Origin of the sequence: Noviluteimonas gilva, from assembly GCF_009740395.1 — a bacterium.
In the GTDB taxonomy this organism is placed as follows: domain Bacteria; phylum Pseudomonadota; class Gammaproteobacteria; order Xanthomonadales; family Xanthomonadaceae; genus Noviluteimonas; species Noviluteimonas gilva.
Genome location: NZ_WOXT01000001.1, coordinates 1269061 through 1286106 on the forward strand (window position 1 = coordinate 1269061; position 17046 = coordinate 1286106).

A 17046-nucleotide genomic window follows, 5' to 3' on the forward strand; every position below is an offset into this window, starting at 1 on the left:
GAGACCTCAGTACTTCACGAACTCCCACAGCGCATTGTCCGAGGCGTCGCACGCCCAGGCCGTCACCGTCTCGCCCTCGGGAACGAAGCTGCCGCGCTTGGCATGCAGGCACTGCCCGGTGCCGACGTTCTGCACCTGCCAACGCATCTGCCTTCCACTCGCATTCGGCACCTGCGCGCTGGCGCCGGTTTCCAGGATGCGCCAATGCCCGTCCGTGCCCGTGAGGCAGTTGGCATAGACCACGGCGTTGTCGACGCCGCCATCGATCAGGCACGTTCCCTCGACGGGGCCGTCGAAGCGGAACGTCGTCGCCGACGCATCGATCGGGACGAACCGCAAGCTGCTCCGGCGATCGTTCTCGCACGCGACCGACACCGGGAACTCGCCCAGGCTCATGCACGCACCGTCGATGACCGATCGCAACGCGAACGCACCGCTCGGCGCACGCGCGCCCTGGCGGCTCGCCATCCACGTCGGCGCCTGGCCCGTCGTGAAGCTGCAGGTCGCTTGCGACGCGGTGCCCGCGTAGAAGTCCAGGCACAGGCCGGTTTGCTGGCTGCGGATCATCGCCGTGCCGGGATTGCCTTCGGAGAAGTTCACATCCCAGCGCTGCGTTTGCGCACCGTTGCAGGTGAACGCGTTGACGACCGTACCGGGCGCCGAGCCGGCCTCGGCATCGAGGCAATGCTCGGACTTCATGTTGCGGACGATGTAACCGCCCTGCACGGCGGACTCGAACTGCCACATCTGCGCATCGCCGACCGTCAGGCACTGCGCCTGCAGCACCTTGAATCCGTAATCGGGCGGCTCCGGAACATGCAGGCAGGAACCGGCGAGGGGCCCGTCGAACATGGCCAACTGCACCGGCACGTTGGTGGGCGGCGCATCGGCGAAGGCGGGCAGCGCCGCGCCAAACAGTGTTATCGCAAGCAGGGAACGCAACATCGGAACCTCCTTTCTCTCTCCTGAAGGAAGGTCCAGCGTTGCAAACGCGATACCACGATGTCGCTCAGCGCGCGGCGCGCAAACGATGCGCCGCTTCCCTTCGTCAAGCCGGAATCAGCCGCGCGCGGCGTTGATCGTGTCGCGCAGCTCACGCGCGGCGCGTGCCGCAGCTTCCGCGTAGTCGTCACCCGAAGACGCGTAGAGGATCGCGCGCGACGAACTCACGAGCAGGCCCATGCCGTCCTTCGTCGCGGCGTTGCGCACCACGGCTTCGGCATCGCCGCCCTGCGCGCCGACGCCCGGCACGAGGATCGGCATGTCGCCGATGATCGCGCGCACTTCGCGGAGTTGCTCCGGCCACGTCGCGCCCACGACGAGCGCGCAGTTGCCGTGCGTGTTCCATTCGTTCGCGACTTTTTCCGCGACGTGCTGATACAGCGGGCGCCCGTCGATCACCAGGTCCTGCAGGTCGCCGGCGCCCTTGTTCGACGTGCGGCACAGGATGACGACGCCGCGATCGGCGCGATCGAGGAAAGGCTGCACCGAATCGCGCCCCAGATACGGATTGGCGGTGACCGCGTCGGCGGCGTAGCGATCGAAGGCTTCGCGCGCGTATTGCTCCGCGGTGCTGCCGATGTCGCCGCGCTTGGCGTCGAGGATCACCGGGACGCCGGGATGCGCGGCGTGGAGGTGCGCGATGAGGCGCGTCAATGCGCCTTCGGCACCGAGCGCTGCGAAATGCGCGATCTGCGGCTTGAACGCGCAGGCGTACTGCGCGGTGGCATCGGCGATGTCGCGGCAGAAGGCGAACACGCCTTCCTCGTCGCCGGCGAAATTCCGCGGGAACTTCGCCGGCTCCGGATCGAGCCCCACGCAGACGAGGGAGTTGCTGGACGACCAACGATCCTTCAGCGCCTGCATGAACTGCATCGATCGCTCCTTACTTGAGGGCCTTGAAACGCAGGCGATGCGGCTTCGCGCCTTCTTCGCCCAAACGACGCTTCTTGTCTTCTTCGTACTCGCGGTAGTTGCCCTGGAAGAACTCCACGTGCGAGTCGCCTTCGAAGGCGAGGATGTGCGTGGCGATGCGGTCCAGGAACCAGCGGTCGTGCGAGATGACGAAAGTGTTGCCGGGGAATTCGAGCAGCGCGTCTTCGAGCGCGCGCAGCGTTTCGACGTCGAGGTCGTTGGACGGTTCGTCGAGCAGCAACACGTTGCCGCCCTGCAGCAGCGTCTTGGCCAGGTGCAAACGACCGCGCTCACCGCCCGACAACGCGCCGACCAACTTCTGCTGGTCCGCGCCCTTGAAGTTGAAGCGGCCGATGTAGGCGCGCGACTGGATCTCGATGCCGTTGATGTTGAGGATGTCCGCGCCGCCGGAGACTTCCTGGAAGACGTTGTGGTTGCCTTCCAGCTTGTCGCGGCTCTGGTCGACGTAGGCCAGCTTGACCGTCGAACCCATGTCGATCGAACCGCTGTCCGGCGTTTCCTGCCCGATGATCATGCGGAACAGCGTCGACTTGCCGGCGCCGTTGGGGCCGATGATGCCGACGATCGCGCCCGCGGGGACCATGAAGCTCAGGTCGTCGATCAGCAGGCGATCGCCGAAGCGCTTGGAAACGTTCTTGAACTCCAGCACCTTGCTGCCCAGGCGCTCGCCCGGCGGGATGAAGATTTCATTGGTTTCCTGGCGGCGCTGGTAGTCGACCGACTGCAGCTCTTCGATGCGCTGCAAGCGCGCCTTGCCCTTCGACCGGCCGCCCTTCGCATTCTGGCGGGCCCACTCGAGTTCCTTCTGGATCGCCTTCTGGCGCGCCTTTTCGCCGGACTCTTCCTGCTTCAGGCGCTCGTCCTTCTGGATGAGCCACTGCGTGTAGTTGCCCTTCCACGGAATGCCGCGGCCGCGATCGAGTTCGAGGATCCACTCGGCCGCGTTGTCGAGGAAGTAGCGATCGTGGGTGACGGCGACCACCGTGCCCGGGAAGCGGGCGAGGTATTGCTCGAGCCACTCGACCGATTCGGCGTCGAGGTGGTTGGTGGGTTCGTCGAGCAGCAGCATGTCCGGCTTTTGCAGGAGCAGGCGGCACAGCGCGACGCGGCGCTTCTCGCCACCGGAGAGCTTGCCGACGACGGCATCCCACGGCGGCAGGCGCAGCGCGTCGGCGGCGACTTCGAGCTGGTTTTCCAGGGTGTGCGCATCGCCGGCGGCCAGGATCGACTCCAGGCGCTGCTGTTCGGCGGCGAGCTTGTCGAAGTCCGCGCCTTCCTCGGCGTAGGCCTCGTAGATGCGGTCGAGCGCGGCCTGGGCCTGCAGCACTTCGCCCACGCCTTCCTCGACGGCTTCGCGCACGGTCATGGCGGGGTCGAGCTGCGGCTCCTGGGCCAGGTAGCCGACCTTGATGCCCGGCTGCGGGCGGGCTTCGCCGCTGAAATCGGTGTCCACGCCGGCCATGATCTTCAGGACCGTCGACTTGCCGGCGCCGTTGAGGCCCAGCAGGCCGATCTTGGCGCCCGGGAAGAAGGACAGCGAGATGTCCTTGATGATCTGGCGCTTCGGCGGGACCGTCTTGGACACGCCGTTCATGGTGTAGATGTATTGCATCGAGGCTCCGCAGGCGGGCGCGGTCGAGCTGCCGTAGGGGCAGGGCCGCGAGGGTAAATCGGGATCGCGGGATTATAGGGGACGCCGGTCGATGGGGCGTCTGTAAACGCTAAACTTGGCGCCTTTCCCCACGACCACGGACCGCCGAATGTTCCCTCGCGACGCCCGCATCGAAGGTTTCGACCCCGAACTCGCCGCTGCCATCGCCGGCGAGAACCGCCGCCAGGAAGACCACGTCGAGCTGATCGCGTCGGAAAACTACGCCAGCCCGCGCGTGATGGAAGCGCAGGGCAGCCAGCTGACCAACAAGTACGCCGAAGGCTATCCGGGCAAGCGTTACTACGGCGGCTGCGAATACGTCGACGTCGCCGAACGGCTGGCGATCGAACGTTGCAAGCAGCTGTTCGGTGCCGACTACGCGAACGTGCAGCCGCATTCGGGCTCGCAGGCCAACCAGGCCGTGTATCTCGCGTTGCTGAATCCGGGCGACACGATCCTCGGCATGTCGCTCGCGCACGGCGGCCACCTCACGCACGGCGCGAAGGTGAACATCAGCGGCAAGTTGTTCAACGCCGTGCAGTACGGCGTGAACGACAAGGGCCTGATCGATTACGCCGAAGTCGAACGCCTCGCACTCGAACACAAGCCGAAGATGATCGTCGCCGGCTTCAGCGCGTACTCGCAGATCATCGACTGGGCGAAGTTCCGCGCGATCGCCGACAAGGTGGGCGCGTACCTGTTCGTCGACATGGCGCACGTCGCCGGCCTCGTGGCCGCGGGTGTTTACCCGAACCCCGTGCCGCACGCGCACGTGGTCACCTCCACCACGCACAAGACGCTGCGCGGCCCGCGCGGCGGCATCATCGTGGCGAAGGCCAACGAAGACCTCGAAAAGAAACTGCAGTCGATCGTGTTCCCCGGCATCCAGGGCGGCCCGCTGATGCACGTGATCGCGGCGAAGGCCGTGGCGTTCAAGGAAGCGCTGGAGCCGGAGTTCAAGACTTACCAGCAGCAGGTCGTGAAGAACGCGCAGGCGATGGCGAAGACCATCATCAAGCGCGGCTACAAGATCGTCTCCGGCGGCACCGAGAACCACCTGATGCTCGTCGACATGATCGGCAAGGGCATCACCGGCAAGGACGCGGAAGCCGCGCTCGGCAAGGCGCACATCACCGTGAACAAGAACGCGGTGCCGAACGATCCGGAAAAGCCGTTCGTGACCTCGGGCCTGCGCCTGGGCACGCCGGCGGTGACGACACGCGGCTACAACGAAGCCGAGTGCATCGCGCTGGCCAATTGGATCTGCGATGTGATAGACGCGCCGAACGATGCCGCTGTGTTCAAGCGCGTTCGGGAAGAAGTTACGAAGCAGTGCAAGGCGTTTCCGGTTTACGGCTGAATGCAGGGAACAGGGAATAGGGAATAGGGAATAGGGAATAGTTGATACGAGGGAGCTTGAGGGCTTCGCCCAAGGAGGGGCGATGGATTTCAGGGATTTGCGAGTTTGGGATGAAGCGATGGAGTTGGCCGAACAGGTGTATGCGGTGACGAGCACTTTTCCCAACGAAGAGCGGTTCGGGCTGACTGCGCAACTGCGCAGGTCCGCCGTTTCCGTGCCGTCGTGCATCGCCGAAGGCAATGGACGAGACGGGGTGCGGGACTATTTGCGCTTCCTGTCGATGGCGCGCGGATCCCTCTCTGAACTCCACACCCAGGTGATGTTGTCGACGCGACTGGGCTTCATCGCGCTGACTGCCGCGGCGCAGCTGGAGCATCAGATCCTGAAGGTCGGCAAGCTTCTCCAAACCCTGAGAAAGTCGCTTCGCGCAAAGTTGCCGCGCAACACCCATTCCCCATTCCCCATTCCCCATTCCCCAAAGACGCCCTGATGCACTGCCCCTTCTGCCAGCACGTCGACACCCGCGTCATCGATTCGCGCGTGTCCGAAGACGGCGCCACCATCCGGCGGCGCCGTGAGTGCGAAGCATGCGGGGAACGGTTTTCGACGCTGGAAACGATCGAACTGAAGTTGCCCCTGATCATCAAGGGCGATGGCCGGCGCGAAGCCTTCGATGCGCGCAAATTGCGCCTCGGGTTCGATCGCGCGCTGCAGAAGCGGCCCGTGTCGGAAGAACAGATCGAAGCCTCGGTGCGCGCGGTCGTGCATCAACTGCGCATGACGACCGAGCGCGAGCTCGCGTCGCGTCGCGTCGGTGAATTCGTGATGGCCGAATTGCGCAAGCTCGACCACGTCGGTTACGTGCGCTTCGCGTCGGTGTATCGCTCCTTCGAGGACGTGGCCGATTTCCGCGAGGAACTCGATCGCCTCGAACGCGAGTTGCCGCCGGGCGAAGGCCAGCTGCCCTTGCTCGAGGGCGAGCCGACCGAGAAGGCGCGGCGCCGGTGAACGGGCTGCGCGCCCTGCTCATCGCTGCGGCGCTGGCCTGGGCGCCGATTTCCAGCGCGCAGGATGCAACGCAGCATGCCGCGCCTGCGACGGAAAGATCGATCGCCGGCGATTACCATCTCGAAAGTGTGATGGAGACCGGTTCGGGCCTGCGCTTGAAGGACGACGGCACGTTCGAATGGTTCTTCACCTACGGCGCGCTCGATCTCGCCGCACGCGGCAAGTGGTCGCGCGCGGGCGACGGCATCGATCTCGTCGTCGGGGAAATGGGCTATCCGCCGCAATTCCCCGAAACAAAATTCGACCGCATGCACCTGCGCAGCGACGACGGCGAACTCGTGCCGGCGTGGCCGTGGGACATGGATGATTTCCGCAAGAACGAGGAACGCGGCGTTTACGTGCGCGAAGAATGATGTCGCAACCCCAGCAGGCGTATACCGCCACCGACCACGCGATGATGGCGCGCGCGCTGCGACTGGCGCAGAAGGGCGCGTATACGACCAAGCCCAATCCGATGGTCGGCTGCGTGATCGCGCAGGGCGACGAAGTCGTCGGCACCGGTTGGCATGAGCGCAAGGGCGGGCCGCACGCGGAAGTCTTCGCGCTGCAGGCGGCCGGCGAACGTGCGCGCGGCGCGACGGCCTACGTCACGCTCGAACCGTGTTCGCATGTCGGCAGCACCGGCCCGTGCGCCGATGCGCTGATCAGTGCGGGCGTCACGCGCGTGGTAGGCGCGGTGCGCGATCCGTTCCCGGAAGTCGATGGCAGTGGTTTCGAGAAGCTGCGCGCCGCCGGCATCCAGGTCGATGTCGGCTTGATGGAAGCGCAGGCGCGCCAGCTCAACAAGGGGTTTTTCTCGCGCATCGAGCGCGGCCGTCCGTGGGTGCGGGTGAAACTCGCGACGAGCCTCGACGGCCGCAGTGCGCTGGCTTCGGGCGATTCGAAGTGGATCAGCGGCGAAGCGGCACGACGCGACGTGCAGAAGTGGCGCGCCCGCGCCGGCGCGATCCTCACCGGCGCGGGCACCGTGCTGATGGACGATCCGCATCTCACCGTGCGCCTGGGCGACGACACGCCGTTCGTGCCGCCGTTGCGCGTGGTGCTCGATCCCGGCCTGGCGACCGTGCAACGCGGCCACGTCCGCGAAGGCGGCGCCCCCACGCTCTACATCCACGCGACCGATGCGCGCATGCCGCGGGGTGTCGAAGCCGATCACGTCGCGGTGCCGGTCGAAGCAGGTCGCATGGATCTTGGCGCCGTGCTCAAGTTGCTCGCGCAGCGGCAGATCAACGAGGTGCAGGTCGAAGCGGGCGCCACGCTCGCCGGCGCGTTCCTCACCTCCGGCCTCGTCGACGAACTGCTGCTGTATGTCGCGCCGGTGATGCTGGGCGAACGCGCGCGGCCGCTGTTCGACAACCTGCACATCGACGAGATGACGGAACGACTCAACATGCATGTCGCCGAAACGCGCCGCATCGGCGAGGACGTCCGCGTGTTCGTGCATCCGGGGCCCGCACCGAAATGAACGACGGCCTCCAGGAACCCGCTTTCCACGACCATTTTTCCGCCGTCGCCGCGCAGTACGCGCAGGCACGGCCGGAATATCCGGCCGAGCTGTTCGGCTGGATCGAATCGATCGTGCTCGTGCATGGCCTCGCGTGGGAACCCGGCTGCGGAAGCGGGCAGGCGACGCGCGATCTCGCGCCGGTGTTCGACCGCATCCTCGCCACCGATCCGAGCGCCGCGCAGATCGCGCAGGCGCACGGGCCGTCGAACGTCACCTTCCGCGTCGAGCCCGGTGAAGCGACGACGCTCGGCGATGGCACCGCCGACGCGATTTGCGTTGCGCAGGCGCTGCATTGGTTCGACCAGCCGCGCTTCTTCGCCGAATGCGCACGCGTGCTCAAGCCCGGTGGCGTGCTGCTCGCGTGGGGTTATCAAAACCTGATCGCACCCGATGGCATGGAAGCGGTGCTGAAGCAATTTTCCGACGTGATCGAGCCGTACTGGCCGCCCGAGCGGGAGATGATCGACGACGCGTATCGCGACTTCGCGTTCCCGTTCGATTGGATCGAGACGCCGGTGTTCGAGTTACGCGCGGAGTGGAACCTGGCGCGCATGCTGGGTTACTTCTCGAGTTATTCGGCGACCAAGCGTTACATCGATGCGCACGGCACCGATCCCGTCGCCGCGCATGCACCCGCGATCGCGAAGGCATGGGGCGATCCCGAGCAAACCCGCCTGCTGCGCTGGCCGATGTTCGTGCACGCGCGCAGGAAGTTGGAGGACTGATGTTCACCGGATTGATCGCCGGCGTGGGCCGGCTGGCGTCGCGCGAAATGCGCGGCGGCGACGCGCGCTTGCGCATCGACGTCGGCACCTTGCCGTGGGGCAAGGGCGCTGATGTGCGCATGGGCGAAAGCATTTCCGTCAACGGCACGTGCCTGACGGTGGTGGCGTTCGACGATGCGGGTTTCGAAGCCGATGCGTCGAACGAAACGCTCGCGCTGACGACGCTCGGTGACCTGGCCGTCGGACGCGCGTTGAACCTCGAGCGCGCGATGTTGCCGACCGATCGCCTCGGCGGACATCTCGTGAGCGGACATGTCGATGGCGTGGGGACGGTCGCGCACACGTGGGACGACGGACGCGCGCAACGTTGGGTGTTCGCGGTGCCGGCGTCGCTGCGCCGCTACATCGCGGCGAAGGGTTCGATCTGCGTCGATGGCGTGAGCCTCACGGTCAACGCGGTCGACGATTCGGGATTCGAAGTCGCGCTGGTGCCGCACACGATCGCGCACACGGCCTTCGGCGAAACCAAGCAGGGCGACGCGGTGAACCTGGAAGTGGACATGCTCGCGCGTTACGTCGAGCGCCTGATCAATGAACGTGCTTGATGAGAGCCGGAGACACACACGCATGAGCTTCGCCACCATCCCCGAATTGCTGGACGAACTGCGCGCCGGCCGCATGGTCGTCATCGTCGACGACGAAGATCGAGAGAACGAAGGCGACCTGATCATGGCCGCCGAAGTCGTGCGGCCCGGCGACATCAACTTCATGGTCACGCATGCGCGCGGCCTGGTGTGCCTGTCGCTCACGCGCGAGCGCTGCCGCCAACTCGGCCTGCCGCCGATGGTGCGCGACAACACCTCGCCGCACGGCACCAACTTCACCGTGTCGATCGAAGCGGCCGAAGGCGTCACGACCGGCATCTCCGCGTACGACCGCGCCCACACCATCCGCACCGCGGTGAAGCCCGACGCGACGTCCGAAGATCTCTCGCAGCCCGGCCACATCTTCCCGCTGCAGGCGCAGCCCGGCGGCGTGCTCAGCCGCGCGGGGCACACCGAGGCCGCGAGCGACCTCGCGCAGCTCGCAGGCTTCGAACCGGCCGGCGTGCTGGTGGAAATCCTCAACCCCGACGGCAGCATGGCGCGCCGCCCGGAGCTGGAAGTGTTCGCGCGCGAGCATGGGTTGAAGATCGGCTCGATTGAAGACCTCATCCGTTATCGCCTCGCCACCGAACACACGGTCGAGCGCGTCGACAAGCGCGAGATCGACACCGAGCATGGCCCCTTCACGCTCCACACCTATCGCGACCGCGTCAGCCGCGCGCTGCATTTCGGGCTGTTGCGCGGTGAAGCGGACGCACGCGTGCCTTCGCTCGTGCGCGTGCATGCCCTCAATCCGCTGGCCGACGCCGTGCATTGGCGCCGCCCGGATTTCGGCCCCGCGGTGGGCGACGTGCTCAAGGCCATCGCCGCCGAAGGCCGCGGCGCACTCGTCCTGTTGGGCGAGGCGCAGGACGCCGAGGCCGTGCTGGCCCGCATCCGCGAGCAGCCGGCCGCGCCGCAGGACCGCGCGGGCGCGTTGGCCGAATGGCGCCGGACCGGCGCGGGCTCGCAGATCCTGGCCGACCTGGGCCTGGGCAAGCTCCGCGTGCTGGGCACGCCGCGCAAGCAGGTGGGCCTGGCGGGCTTCGGCCTGGAGGTCGTGGCGCATGTCGAATGGCCCGCGCGCTAAACTGCGCGCCCCCCGCGTCCCCGCGACCGAGCATTCCATGAAGTTCATCGAAGGCGACATGCGCGCCGCGCCCGGCGCCCGCTTCGCCATCATTGCCGCCCGCTGGAACCCGCGCGTCACCGACGCGCTGGTCGAAGGCGCGCGCAAGGCCTTCCTGGACAACGGCGTCGCCGCCGAGGCGCTCGACTTCGTTCGCGTGCCCGGCGCATGGGAATTGCCGCTTGCCGCTGCGCAGCTTGGCGCTGCCGGCAAGCATGTCGCGATCGTCGCGCTGGGTTGCGTCGTGCGCGGCGACACGCGGCATTACGAGCACGTCGCGGATCGTTGCGCGGACGGCCTGATGCGCGTGTCGATCGACTATCGCGTGCCCGTGCTCAACGGCGTGCTCGCGGCCGAACGATTCGAAGACGCCGAAGCGCGCGCCGGCGGCAGCCACGGCAACAAGGGCGAAGAAGCGGCGCTGGCCGCCATCGAAATGCACAACCTGCTGGAGAAGCTGCCTTGAACCGACGCCGCGACGGCATCGACCCGGTCCACCGTTCGCGCGCGCGACGCCGCGCGCTGCAGGCGCTCTACGCCTGGCAGATGACGGGCGGCAGCGCGGAACAGATCGTCGCGCAGTTCGCGCACGAGCAGGCGCACGAGATCGCGGACCTCGTCTACTTCGAGGACATCGTGTTCGGCGTGATCAAGCATCTGACGGATATCGACACGGCGTTGCAGCCTTTCCTGGATCGCACCGTCGAGGAAGTCGATCCCATCGAGCGCGCCGCGTTGCGCATCGCCGCGTATGAACTGCGCCATCGCATCGACGTGCCGTATCGCGTCGTGATCAACGAAGCGATCGATACCACCAAGCGCTTCGGTTCCGAGCACGGCCATACGTTCGTCAACGGCGTGCTCGACCACGCAGCCGCCGCGTGGCGCACGGCGGAGTTCGACGCCAAGCGCAAGTGAGCGCGAACGAGTTCGAACTGATCGAGGCCATCCGCCGCCGCGCGACGACGACGCGCGCGGACGTGCTCCTCGGCATCGGCGACGACGCCGCGCTGCTCCAGGTGCCCACCGGCCACGCGCTGGTCGTGGCGACCGACACGCTCAACGCGGGCGTGCATTTCCCCGTCGAAACGCCGCCCGCCGACATCGGTTGGAAGGCGCTCGCGGTGAATCTTTCCGATCTCGCCGCGATGGGCGCCGCGCCTGCGTGGTGCACCTTGTCGTTGTCGCTTCCCGAAGCGGATGCGACGTGGGTCGATGCGTTCCTCGAAGGGTTCATGCGCCTGGCGGTGTTGCACGACGTCGCACTCGTCGGTGGCGATACGACGCGCGGGCCGTTGTCGATCAGCGTGACGGTGCATGGCATCGTCGATCCGGCGCGCGCGCTGCGTCGCGCCGCGGCACGCGAAGACGACGATGTCTGGGTGAGCGGCACGCTCGGCGACGCCGCGGCGGCGCTCGAGCAATGGCGCGCAGGCGCGTTGATCGATCCGACCTTGCGCGAGCGGCTCGATCGACCGACGCCGCGCGTTGCGCTGGGGCGTGCGCTGGGCGGCATCGCGCGCGCGTGCATCGATGTGTCCGATGGCTTGCTCGCGGATTTGGGGCATGTGTGCGTTGCCAGCGGCGTCGGCGCGGAAATCCAGATCGATGCGTTGCCTGCGTCGGACGCGTTGCGCGCGGAATTCGGCGGCGATGCGCGCCGGCACCTGCAGGCGGCGGGTGGCGATGATTACGAGTTGTGCTTCACCGCGTCGGTCGCGGCGCGCGAGGCCATCGAGACGGCGGCGCGGAATGTCGATGTCATGGCGACGCGCGTCGGACGCATCACGGCGCGCGGGCCAGGGCCGGTGGCGGTGTTCGATGCGGACGGTGCGCCGTGGTTGCCCGGGTCGATGGGGTGGCGGCACTTCGCGGATTGATTGCGGTAACCCGGATTACTTCGCCGCCGCGATCACGACCGACATCGCATCGGCTTTCACGACGGTCTTCTTCGGCTGCCCCTTGAGCTGCGCCTGCGACTCCATCGGGGCGTCGGGTTTCACCGCCGCATTCGCCGGCAGGAAAGCGAAATCCAGCGTGACATCCGCTGGCACCGGCCACGCGCCGACGATCGCTGCGTGCAACTGCGTCGCCATCACCAAGGTCGCGATCAGGCTCGGGTGTACGCCATCGGGGAACGTCGCCGCATCGCCGTTGCGGTGCGCGAGCGCGCGCAAGGCCTTGCCGGCCGGGACCACCTGCGCATCGATGCGCGAAGCGATCTGCTTCGCGGCGCGATCGAGTTTGTTCTGCCAAGCGTCGTCGGGGCCCCAGGTCGCGAGGACGTAAACCGGCGTGCCCACCGTCTTCGCACGCGCGGCGAATTCGCGATGCGCGCGTTCACTCGCACGACACTCGACGGAATTGCGCTGGTCGCTGTCGACCATGCAGGCGAGCACACCGCCGCGTTCCTGCAACACCAATGCGTCCCAATGTCCCGCGCCAAGTGCAGCGGCCGCCTTGCCGTCGATCCATCGGTCGGCGAGCGAACCGCCGGGCGCGACGAAGGTCTGCGTTTCGATCGTTACCGGCGTCGGCTGCGAGGCGGCGAGCGCGCGGAGCGTCGAGGGAAGATCGTTGACGTAGGTCAGGCTGTTGCCGACGAAGAGGACGCGCAACTTGCGCGGCGCCGTCTCCTGCGCATGCGCGAAGCTCGAAAACGCGAGCAAGAGCAGTGCAAGGAACGTGCGACGGCGAACGTGCGGCATGGCCACCTCGCGGGGTAGGGTGCGTGCATCGCAACGCCGGACGCGGCCAGCGTCAAGTGCGCTTCGGCAGGTCAGCGGCACGAGGCCGTGAAGGCGGCACGGATCCAGCGCAGGTCGGGGGCTTCGGGATCGCCGCTCGCGTCCACGACGTCGAAACGGCACGGAAACTGCGCGAGCGCGGGTTGCCGTTGCAGGAACACCTGCGCGGCGCGGACCAGCCTGCGCCGCTTGCCCGCGTCGACCGATGCCGCACCGCCGCCGTAGCCCGCATGCGCGCGATAGCGCACTTCAACGAAGACGACGGTCGCGCCGTCGCGCAGGACGAGGTCGAGTTCGCCGACCTTGCTCAGCGCGTTGCGGGCGAGCAACTGCAGCCCTTGCGCCTGGAGATACGCGAGCGCGGCGGCCTCGACGGCGGCACCGCGCGCGCGGCGATCGATGGGCTGTACGTCAGCGCGCGGACGCATCCGCGAGCGGCACGGGCGAGCCACCACGGAACGTCGACCACGTCGGCGTGTGCAGGATGTTGCCGACCGGATCCAGGCGCAGCGTGCCGGTCGCGCCCTGCACCTGGCCGTTGGGATCCAGCGCGAGCTTTTCGAGGTACGCGGTGATCAGCCACGCGTCGTAGCCGAAGGCGAACAGGCGCGCCGCCGGACCGCGCGCGGTCTTGAGCTGCGAAGCCACGCTTGCCGCCGAGGGCAGGCCCGACACGCCGCGCACGATCCACGGTTCGGTGGGATAGGCGATGCCGTCGAGCACGAGATCGTCGGCGGGCTTGCCCGTGCCGGCGACCAGCGCGGACGTGGCCACCAACGGTTTTTCGCCGAGGCCGGCCGCGCGCAGCAGCGGTGCGACCGTGCGCGCTTCGGACGCGCGCGTGGCGAGGAACACCGCATCGACCTGGCCCGCTTTCTGGAGGGCCGATTGCAGGCGCGCGAGCAGCGATGCCGCATCGCCGCCCATTTCGAGCGATTCGACGACGGTGCCGCCGCGTTCGGCCAGCGCGTCGCGCAGCGCAGCGGCGGCGCGATGCAGGCCTTCGTCGACGCCGTTGATCACGAGTACGCGCTTGGCGTTGTGCGCGCGCAGGTATTCGGCGGCGGCGATGCCGTCGTCTTCGGGCGACAGCGAGAAGCTCGCGTTGCCCGCCGGCGGCGGAATCGAGGCGCGATTGAGCGCGAGCATCGGCACGGTGGGCTTGGCGTCGCGGAACACCGCGGCCACTTCATCGCGACCGAGCGGGCCGACCACGAAGTCGTTCCCTTCGGCGACGGCCTTCTGATAAGCGGCGACTGCGCCGCCCGGCGTGCCGGCGGTGTCGTAGAACGCGACTTCGGGGCGGCGACGCGATTCACCGTAGTAACCGGTGAGGAAGCCATCGCGCACGGGCGCCGCGGACGGCGAGAGGCTGCCCGACAGCGGCAGCAGCACCGCGAGCTTCACCGGCGGGCGATAGCCGTCGCTTTCGGCGGGCGGACGATTGCCCGCGTCGAATTTCCATGCGCCACGATCGAACGGCCGCGGCAAGGGCAGGCCGCGACGCTGCAGCGCGTGGCCGGCGTAGGGATAGAGCGGGTCGCCCGCGGGGAGCGCGGCGGCGTCGGCGGACAGCGTGGCGTCGTCGAGGCCGGCGAGCAGCTTGTCGATCGCGCGGTCGTTTTCCGCACGCTTGTCGGCGGGCAGCGTGCCCGCGTTTTGCGCCAGGTCGCGCGCCTGCGCGAAGGCCGGCGAAAACGCGTGGGCCGCGGCGTCCGGCCCGGAGACCTTCACGCTGGCGCAACCGGCCATGCCGATCGCGAGCATGCCCAGCAGCACGGCGCGCAGCCAATTGCCTCGAGTGAACATGCGGGTCCTGGTGCTGCTCGAACGCATCGAAACCTCGGCCGTCGGCGCGGCATGGGGGGAAGCGGCTAGGATTCTACCCGTCCGCCCGTCGATGCCACCCTTGACGTGCGCAATTCGCCGAAGGGTTCCCGATGTCCTCTCCTGTTCGACCCGGCACGCTGCACGTGATTGCGACGCCCATCGGGAATCTCGGGGATCTCTCGCCGCGCGCGCTCGACACGCTGCGCAGCGTCTCGGCCATCTGCGCCGAAGACACGCGCCACACCCGCCAGTTGCTCGCGCATTACGGGCTCGAACGGCCGCTCGTGGCGCTCCACGAACACAATGAAGAACAGCTCGCCGACAAGCTCGTCACGCGCTTGCAGGCGGGCGAATCGCTGGCGCTGGTCTCCGATGCGGGAACGCCGCTGGTCAGCGACCCCGGTTTTCGCCTCGTGCGCGCAGCGCGCGCGGCGGGGATCGCGGTGAGCCCGGTGCCGGGCGCGTGCGCCTTTGTCGCGGCCCTGAGCGTCGCGGGGTTGCCGAGCGATCGGCTCGTGTTCGAAGGGTTCCTGCCCGCGAAAGGCAACGCGCGCCGGGAACGCCTGACGACCCTCGCCGCGGAAACGCGCACGCTCGCCTTCTACGAATCGGCGCACCGCATCGAGGAAACGCTGGCCGACATGGCGACGGTCTTCGGCGCGCAACGCCACGCCGTGGTCGCGCGCGAGCTGACCAAGCTGTTCGAAACCGTCCTGGACGGCACGCTGGAAGACCTGCAGGCGCGCGTGGCCGCCGATCCGAACCAGCGCAAGGGCGAGTTCGTCGTCCTGGTCGCGGGCGCGGGCGAAGACGAAGACGCGCGCATCATCGAAGGCCGGCGCCTGTACGCGAAACTCGGCGAACACCTGCCGCCGTCCACCGCCGCCAAACTCGCCGCCGAACTCAGTGGCGCGCCCCGCAAGGCCTTGTACGGCAGCTGATTCCTCGAAGAATTGCACCAAATGCCGATAGGCGCGCTGCACCGCGCACGCTAACGTCCGCCACACCCTACCGGCGAACCGACACATGGGCGTGGGCGACGCCGCGCTGCACCGACCGATCGAACGCACCGTCTACACCTGCGCGCTCGACGACACGCCGGCGCACTGGGCGTCGTTCGCGGTGTGGCTCGCCACCGCGCTCGGGCCCGGCGGCATCGACGCGCGCGACATCGTCGCGCACCACGTCGCGCCGCTGCCGCCGGACATCCAGGCGCTGTGCGAAACGCATCGCCTGCGCACGGTGGCGATCGCGCCGTTCGATTCGCGCAGCGCGCAATGCAACAAGATTCGCCAGTGCGAAACCGACTTTGGCGATGCGCGGCGCGTGGTGATGATCGATGTCGCCACGGTGTTCTCGGGGCGACTGCCGTTGCATGCACTCGATGCGCCGGTCGCGGGCACGAGCGCCGATCCCGCGAATCCGCCGCTGTCGATTCTCAGGGGCGTGTTTGGTGCTGCGGGCCTGCGGATTCCGGACGCGCGCACGCACCTGGACAGCGGTTTGTACGTGTTCGATGCGCGCGCATGTCGCGACACCATCGGCCCGCGTTGGTCGCATTGGGCGCGCTGGTTGCTCGAGCGCGCGGGTCTGCTCGAACGATGGCGTGCGCAGGTCGATCAAGTCGCGTTGTGGCTCGCGCTCGCCGAGTGCGGCATGCAAGTGCAAGCGTTGCCCGATCTCGAACGCATCCTGTTGCGCCACCACGGCAAACTCGATGCGCACATGTGCGTCGATGCGAACGCAATCGAACACGCAGGAGAAGCACTCGTCATCGCCAACGCCGCGATCGAACGCTTCCAGCACGAACGCTTCGACAACCGCACGTACTGGAATCATCGCTACGCCGCGCATCCGGAGCTGGGTAGCGGACCCGCCTCGCGTGGGGAAGCGCTTGCGGACAAGCGCGCGTGGTTGTCCGCGTTGACGTCGCATGCGCCCGGCATGTCGGTCCTCGACTGGGGATGCGGCGACCTCGAAGTCGCGCGCACCTTGCCGTGCGGCGACGGCACGGGCGTGGATGTCTCCGTCGAAGCATTGCGCCTGGCGCGTTCGAAGCGGCCCGACTGGCGCTTCCTGACGCCGGTGCAATTCGATGCGCTCGATGGGCGCCCGCGCGATCTGGTGCTGTGCCTGGACGTACTCATCCACCAGCGGCGTTACGACGAGTACGCGCTGATGCTGCATCGCCTCGGGCCGCTCGCGCGCCTGGGCTTGCTGGTTGCCGGCTATGACGCCGCACCGCGCAGTCGTTCGCACGTCACCTGGTTCCACGAGCCGCTGCGGACGACGCTCGCCGCGATGCCGCATGTCGTCGAAGCCATTCCGTTGATGGAGCGCGGTGACACGACGCTCTATTTCGCCGCCACCAGCGAAGCGGGCCGCGCGCTCGCGCATCGCGTCATGGACGCACGCGTCGCCTGAGCGCAGATACCAAAAAGCCCGCTAGC

At 67.7% G+C, this 17046-nt stretch carries 19 protein-coding genes; 13 read left to right on the forward strand and 6 right to left on the reverse strand.

The annotated features are described in order from the left end of the window. Positions 1 to 6: 6 nt before the first annotated feature. The 3 genes from GN331_RS06070 to ettA form a co-directional block, all read right to left on the reverse strand. Complete coding sequence (locus tag GN331_RS06070) at positions 7 to 945, reverse strand: RICIN domain-containing protein (RefSeq protein WP_156640977.1); 939 nt, start codon at positions 943 to 945, stop codon at positions 7 to 9. A 114-nt stretch (positions 946 to 1059) separates the two neighbouring features. Continuing rightward, positions 1060 to 1875, reverse strand: a complete 816-nt coding sequence (gene pyrF / locus GN331_RS06075; RefSeq protein ID WP_156640979.1) for an orotidine-5'-phosphate decarboxylase — start codon at positions 1873 to 1875, stop codon at positions 1060 to 1062. Between the two features lie 10 nt (positions 1876 to 1885). Next, positions 1886 to 3547 carry an energy-dependent translational throttle protein EttA gene (gene ettA, locus GN331_RS06080; protein WP_156640981.1) on the reverse strand — a complete coding sequence of 554 codons (1662 nt, stop codon included), beginning with the start codon at positions 3545 to 3547 and terminating at the stop codon, positions 1886 to 1888. A 148-nt stretch (positions 3548 to 3695) separates the two neighbouring features. Between ettA and glyA the strand changes: the two genes are divergently transcribed. The 11 genes from glyA to thiL all read left to right on the forward strand — a co-directional run bounded on the left by glyA (position 3696) and on the right by thiL (position 11899). Next, complete coding sequence (gene glyA, locus GN331_RS06085) at positions 3696 to 4946, forward strand: serine hydroxymethyltransferase (RefSeq protein ID WP_156640983.1); 1251 nt, start codon at positions 3696 to 3698, stop codon at positions 4944 to 4946. A gap of 82 nt (positions 4947 to 5028) precedes the next feature. Next, complete coding sequence (locus GN331_RS06090; RefSeq protein WP_156640985.1) at positions 5029 to 5436, forward strand: four helix bundle protein; 408 nt, start codon at positions 5029 to 5031, stop codon at positions 5434 to 5436. Continuing rightward, entirely contained in the window at positions 5436 to 5954 is a 519-nt protein-coding gene (nrdR, locus tag GN331_RS06095) for a transcriptional regulator NrdR (protein WP_156640987.1), read from the forward strand. Before GN331_RS06090 ends, nrdR begins: the two co-directional genes overlap by 1 nt. Continuing rightward, positions 5951 to 6367: a hypothetical protein gene (locus tag GN331_RS06100; RefSeq protein ID WP_156640989.1), complete on the forward strand. Its 417-nt coding sequence runs from the start codon at positions 5951 to 5953 to the stop codon at positions 6365 to 6367. The genes nrdR and GN331_RS06100 overlap by 4 nt, the downstream gene beginning before the upstream one ends. Beyond that, on the forward strand, positions 6364 to 7479 hold the full coding sequence (gene ribD / locus GN331_RS06105) for a bifunctional diaminohydroxyphosphoribosylaminopyrimidine deaminase/5-amino-6-(5-phosphoribosylamino)uracil reductase RibD (RefSeq protein ID WP_425489265.1): 1116 nt from the start codon (positions 6364 to 6366) through the stop codon (positions 7477 to 7479). Before GN331_RS06100 ends, ribD begins: the two co-directional genes overlap by 4 nt. Further along, entirely contained in the window at positions 7476 to 8246 is a 771-nt protein-coding gene (locus GN331_RS06110; protein WP_156640991.1) for a class I SAM-dependent methyltransferase, read from the forward strand. Before ribD ends, GN331_RS06110 begins: the two co-directional genes overlap by 4 nt. Then, complete coding sequence (locus GN331_RS06115) at positions 8246 to 8851, forward strand: riboflavin synthase (RefSeq protein ID WP_156640993.1); 606 nt, start codon at positions 8246 to 8248, stop codon at positions 8849 to 8851. The genes GN331_RS06110 and GN331_RS06115 overlap by 1 nt, the downstream gene beginning before the upstream one ends. 22 nt (positions 8852 to 8873) lie before the next feature. After that, positions 8874 to 9980 carry a 3,4-dihydroxy-2-butanone-4-phosphate synthase gene (gene ribB, locus GN331_RS06120; protein ID WP_156640995.1) on the forward strand — a complete coding sequence of 369 codons (1107 nt, stop codon included), beginning with the start codon at positions 8874 to 8876 and terminating at the stop codon, positions 9978 to 9980. A gap of 37 nt (positions 9981 to 10017) precedes the next feature. Continuing rightward, a complete protein-coding gene (gene ribH, locus GN331_RS16725; RefSeq protein ID WP_231734341.1) occupies positions 10018 to 10485 on the forward strand; it encodes a 6,7-dimethyl-8-ribityllumazine synthase in 468 nt (155 codons plus the stop codon). After that, positions 10482 to 10937: a transcription antitermination factor NusB gene (nusB, locus tag GN331_RS16730; RefSeq protein ID WP_231734342.1), complete on the forward strand. Its 456-nt coding sequence runs from the start codon at positions 10482 to 10484 to the stop codon at positions 10935 to 10937. Before ribH ends, nusB begins: the two co-directional genes overlap by 4 nt. Then, positions 10934 to 11899, forward strand: a complete 966-nt coding sequence (thiL, locus tag GN331_RS06130; RefSeq protein ID WP_331713376.1) for a thiamine-phosphate kinase — start codon at positions 10934 to 10936, stop codon at positions 11897 to 11899. Before nusB ends, thiL begins: the two co-directional genes overlap by 4 nt. Before the next feature lie 15 nt (positions 11900 to 11914). Here thiL and GN331_RS06135 read toward each other — a convergent pair whose 3' ends face one another. The 3 genes from GN331_RS06135 to GN331_RS06145 all read right to left on the reverse strand — a co-directional run bounded on the left by GN331_RS06135 (position 11915) and on the right by GN331_RS06145 (position 14575). After that, the gene (locus GN331_RS06135) at positions 11915 to 12727 is read right to left on the reverse strand and encodes an SGNH/GDSL hydrolase family protein (RefSeq protein ID WP_156640999.1); all 813 of its coding nucleotides are present in this window, start codon (positions 12725 to 12727) and stop codon (positions 11915 to 11917) included. A 71-nt stretch (positions 12728 to 12798) separates the two neighbouring features. Next, the gene (locus GN331_RS06140; RefSeq protein WP_156641001.1) at positions 12799 to 13194 is read right to left on the reverse strand and encodes a YraN family protein; all 396 of its coding nucleotides are present in this window, start codon (positions 13192 to 13194) and stop codon (positions 12799 to 12801) included. Next, positions 13178 to 14575, reverse strand: a complete 1398-nt coding sequence (locus GN331_RS06145; protein WP_425489266.1) for a penicillin-binding protein activator — start codon at positions 14573 to 14575, stop codon at positions 13178 to 13180. The genes GN331_RS06140 and GN331_RS06145 overlap by 17 nt, the downstream gene beginning before the upstream one ends. A 131-nt stretch (positions 14576 to 14706) precedes the next feature. Here GN331_RS06145 and rsmI point away from each other — a divergent pair, with 131 nt between their 5' ends. Together rsmI and GN331_RS06155 are read left to right on the forward strand one after the other, a co-directional pair. Then, the gene (gene rsmI, locus GN331_RS06150) at positions 14707 to 15537 is read left to right on the forward strand and encodes a 16S rRNA (cytidine(1402)-2'-O)-methyltransferase (protein ID WP_156641005.1); all 831 of its coding nucleotides are present in this window, start codon (positions 14707 to 14709) and stop codon (positions 15535 to 15537) included. Positions 15538 to 15622: 85 nt separating this feature from the next. Next, positions 15623 to 17020: a class I SAM-dependent methyltransferase gene (locus tag GN331_RS06155; RefSeq protein WP_156641007.1), complete on the forward strand. Its 1398-nt coding sequence runs from the start codon at positions 15623 to 15625 to the stop codon at positions 17018 to 17020. The last annotated feature ends 26 nt before the right edge of the window (positions 17021 to 17046 follow it).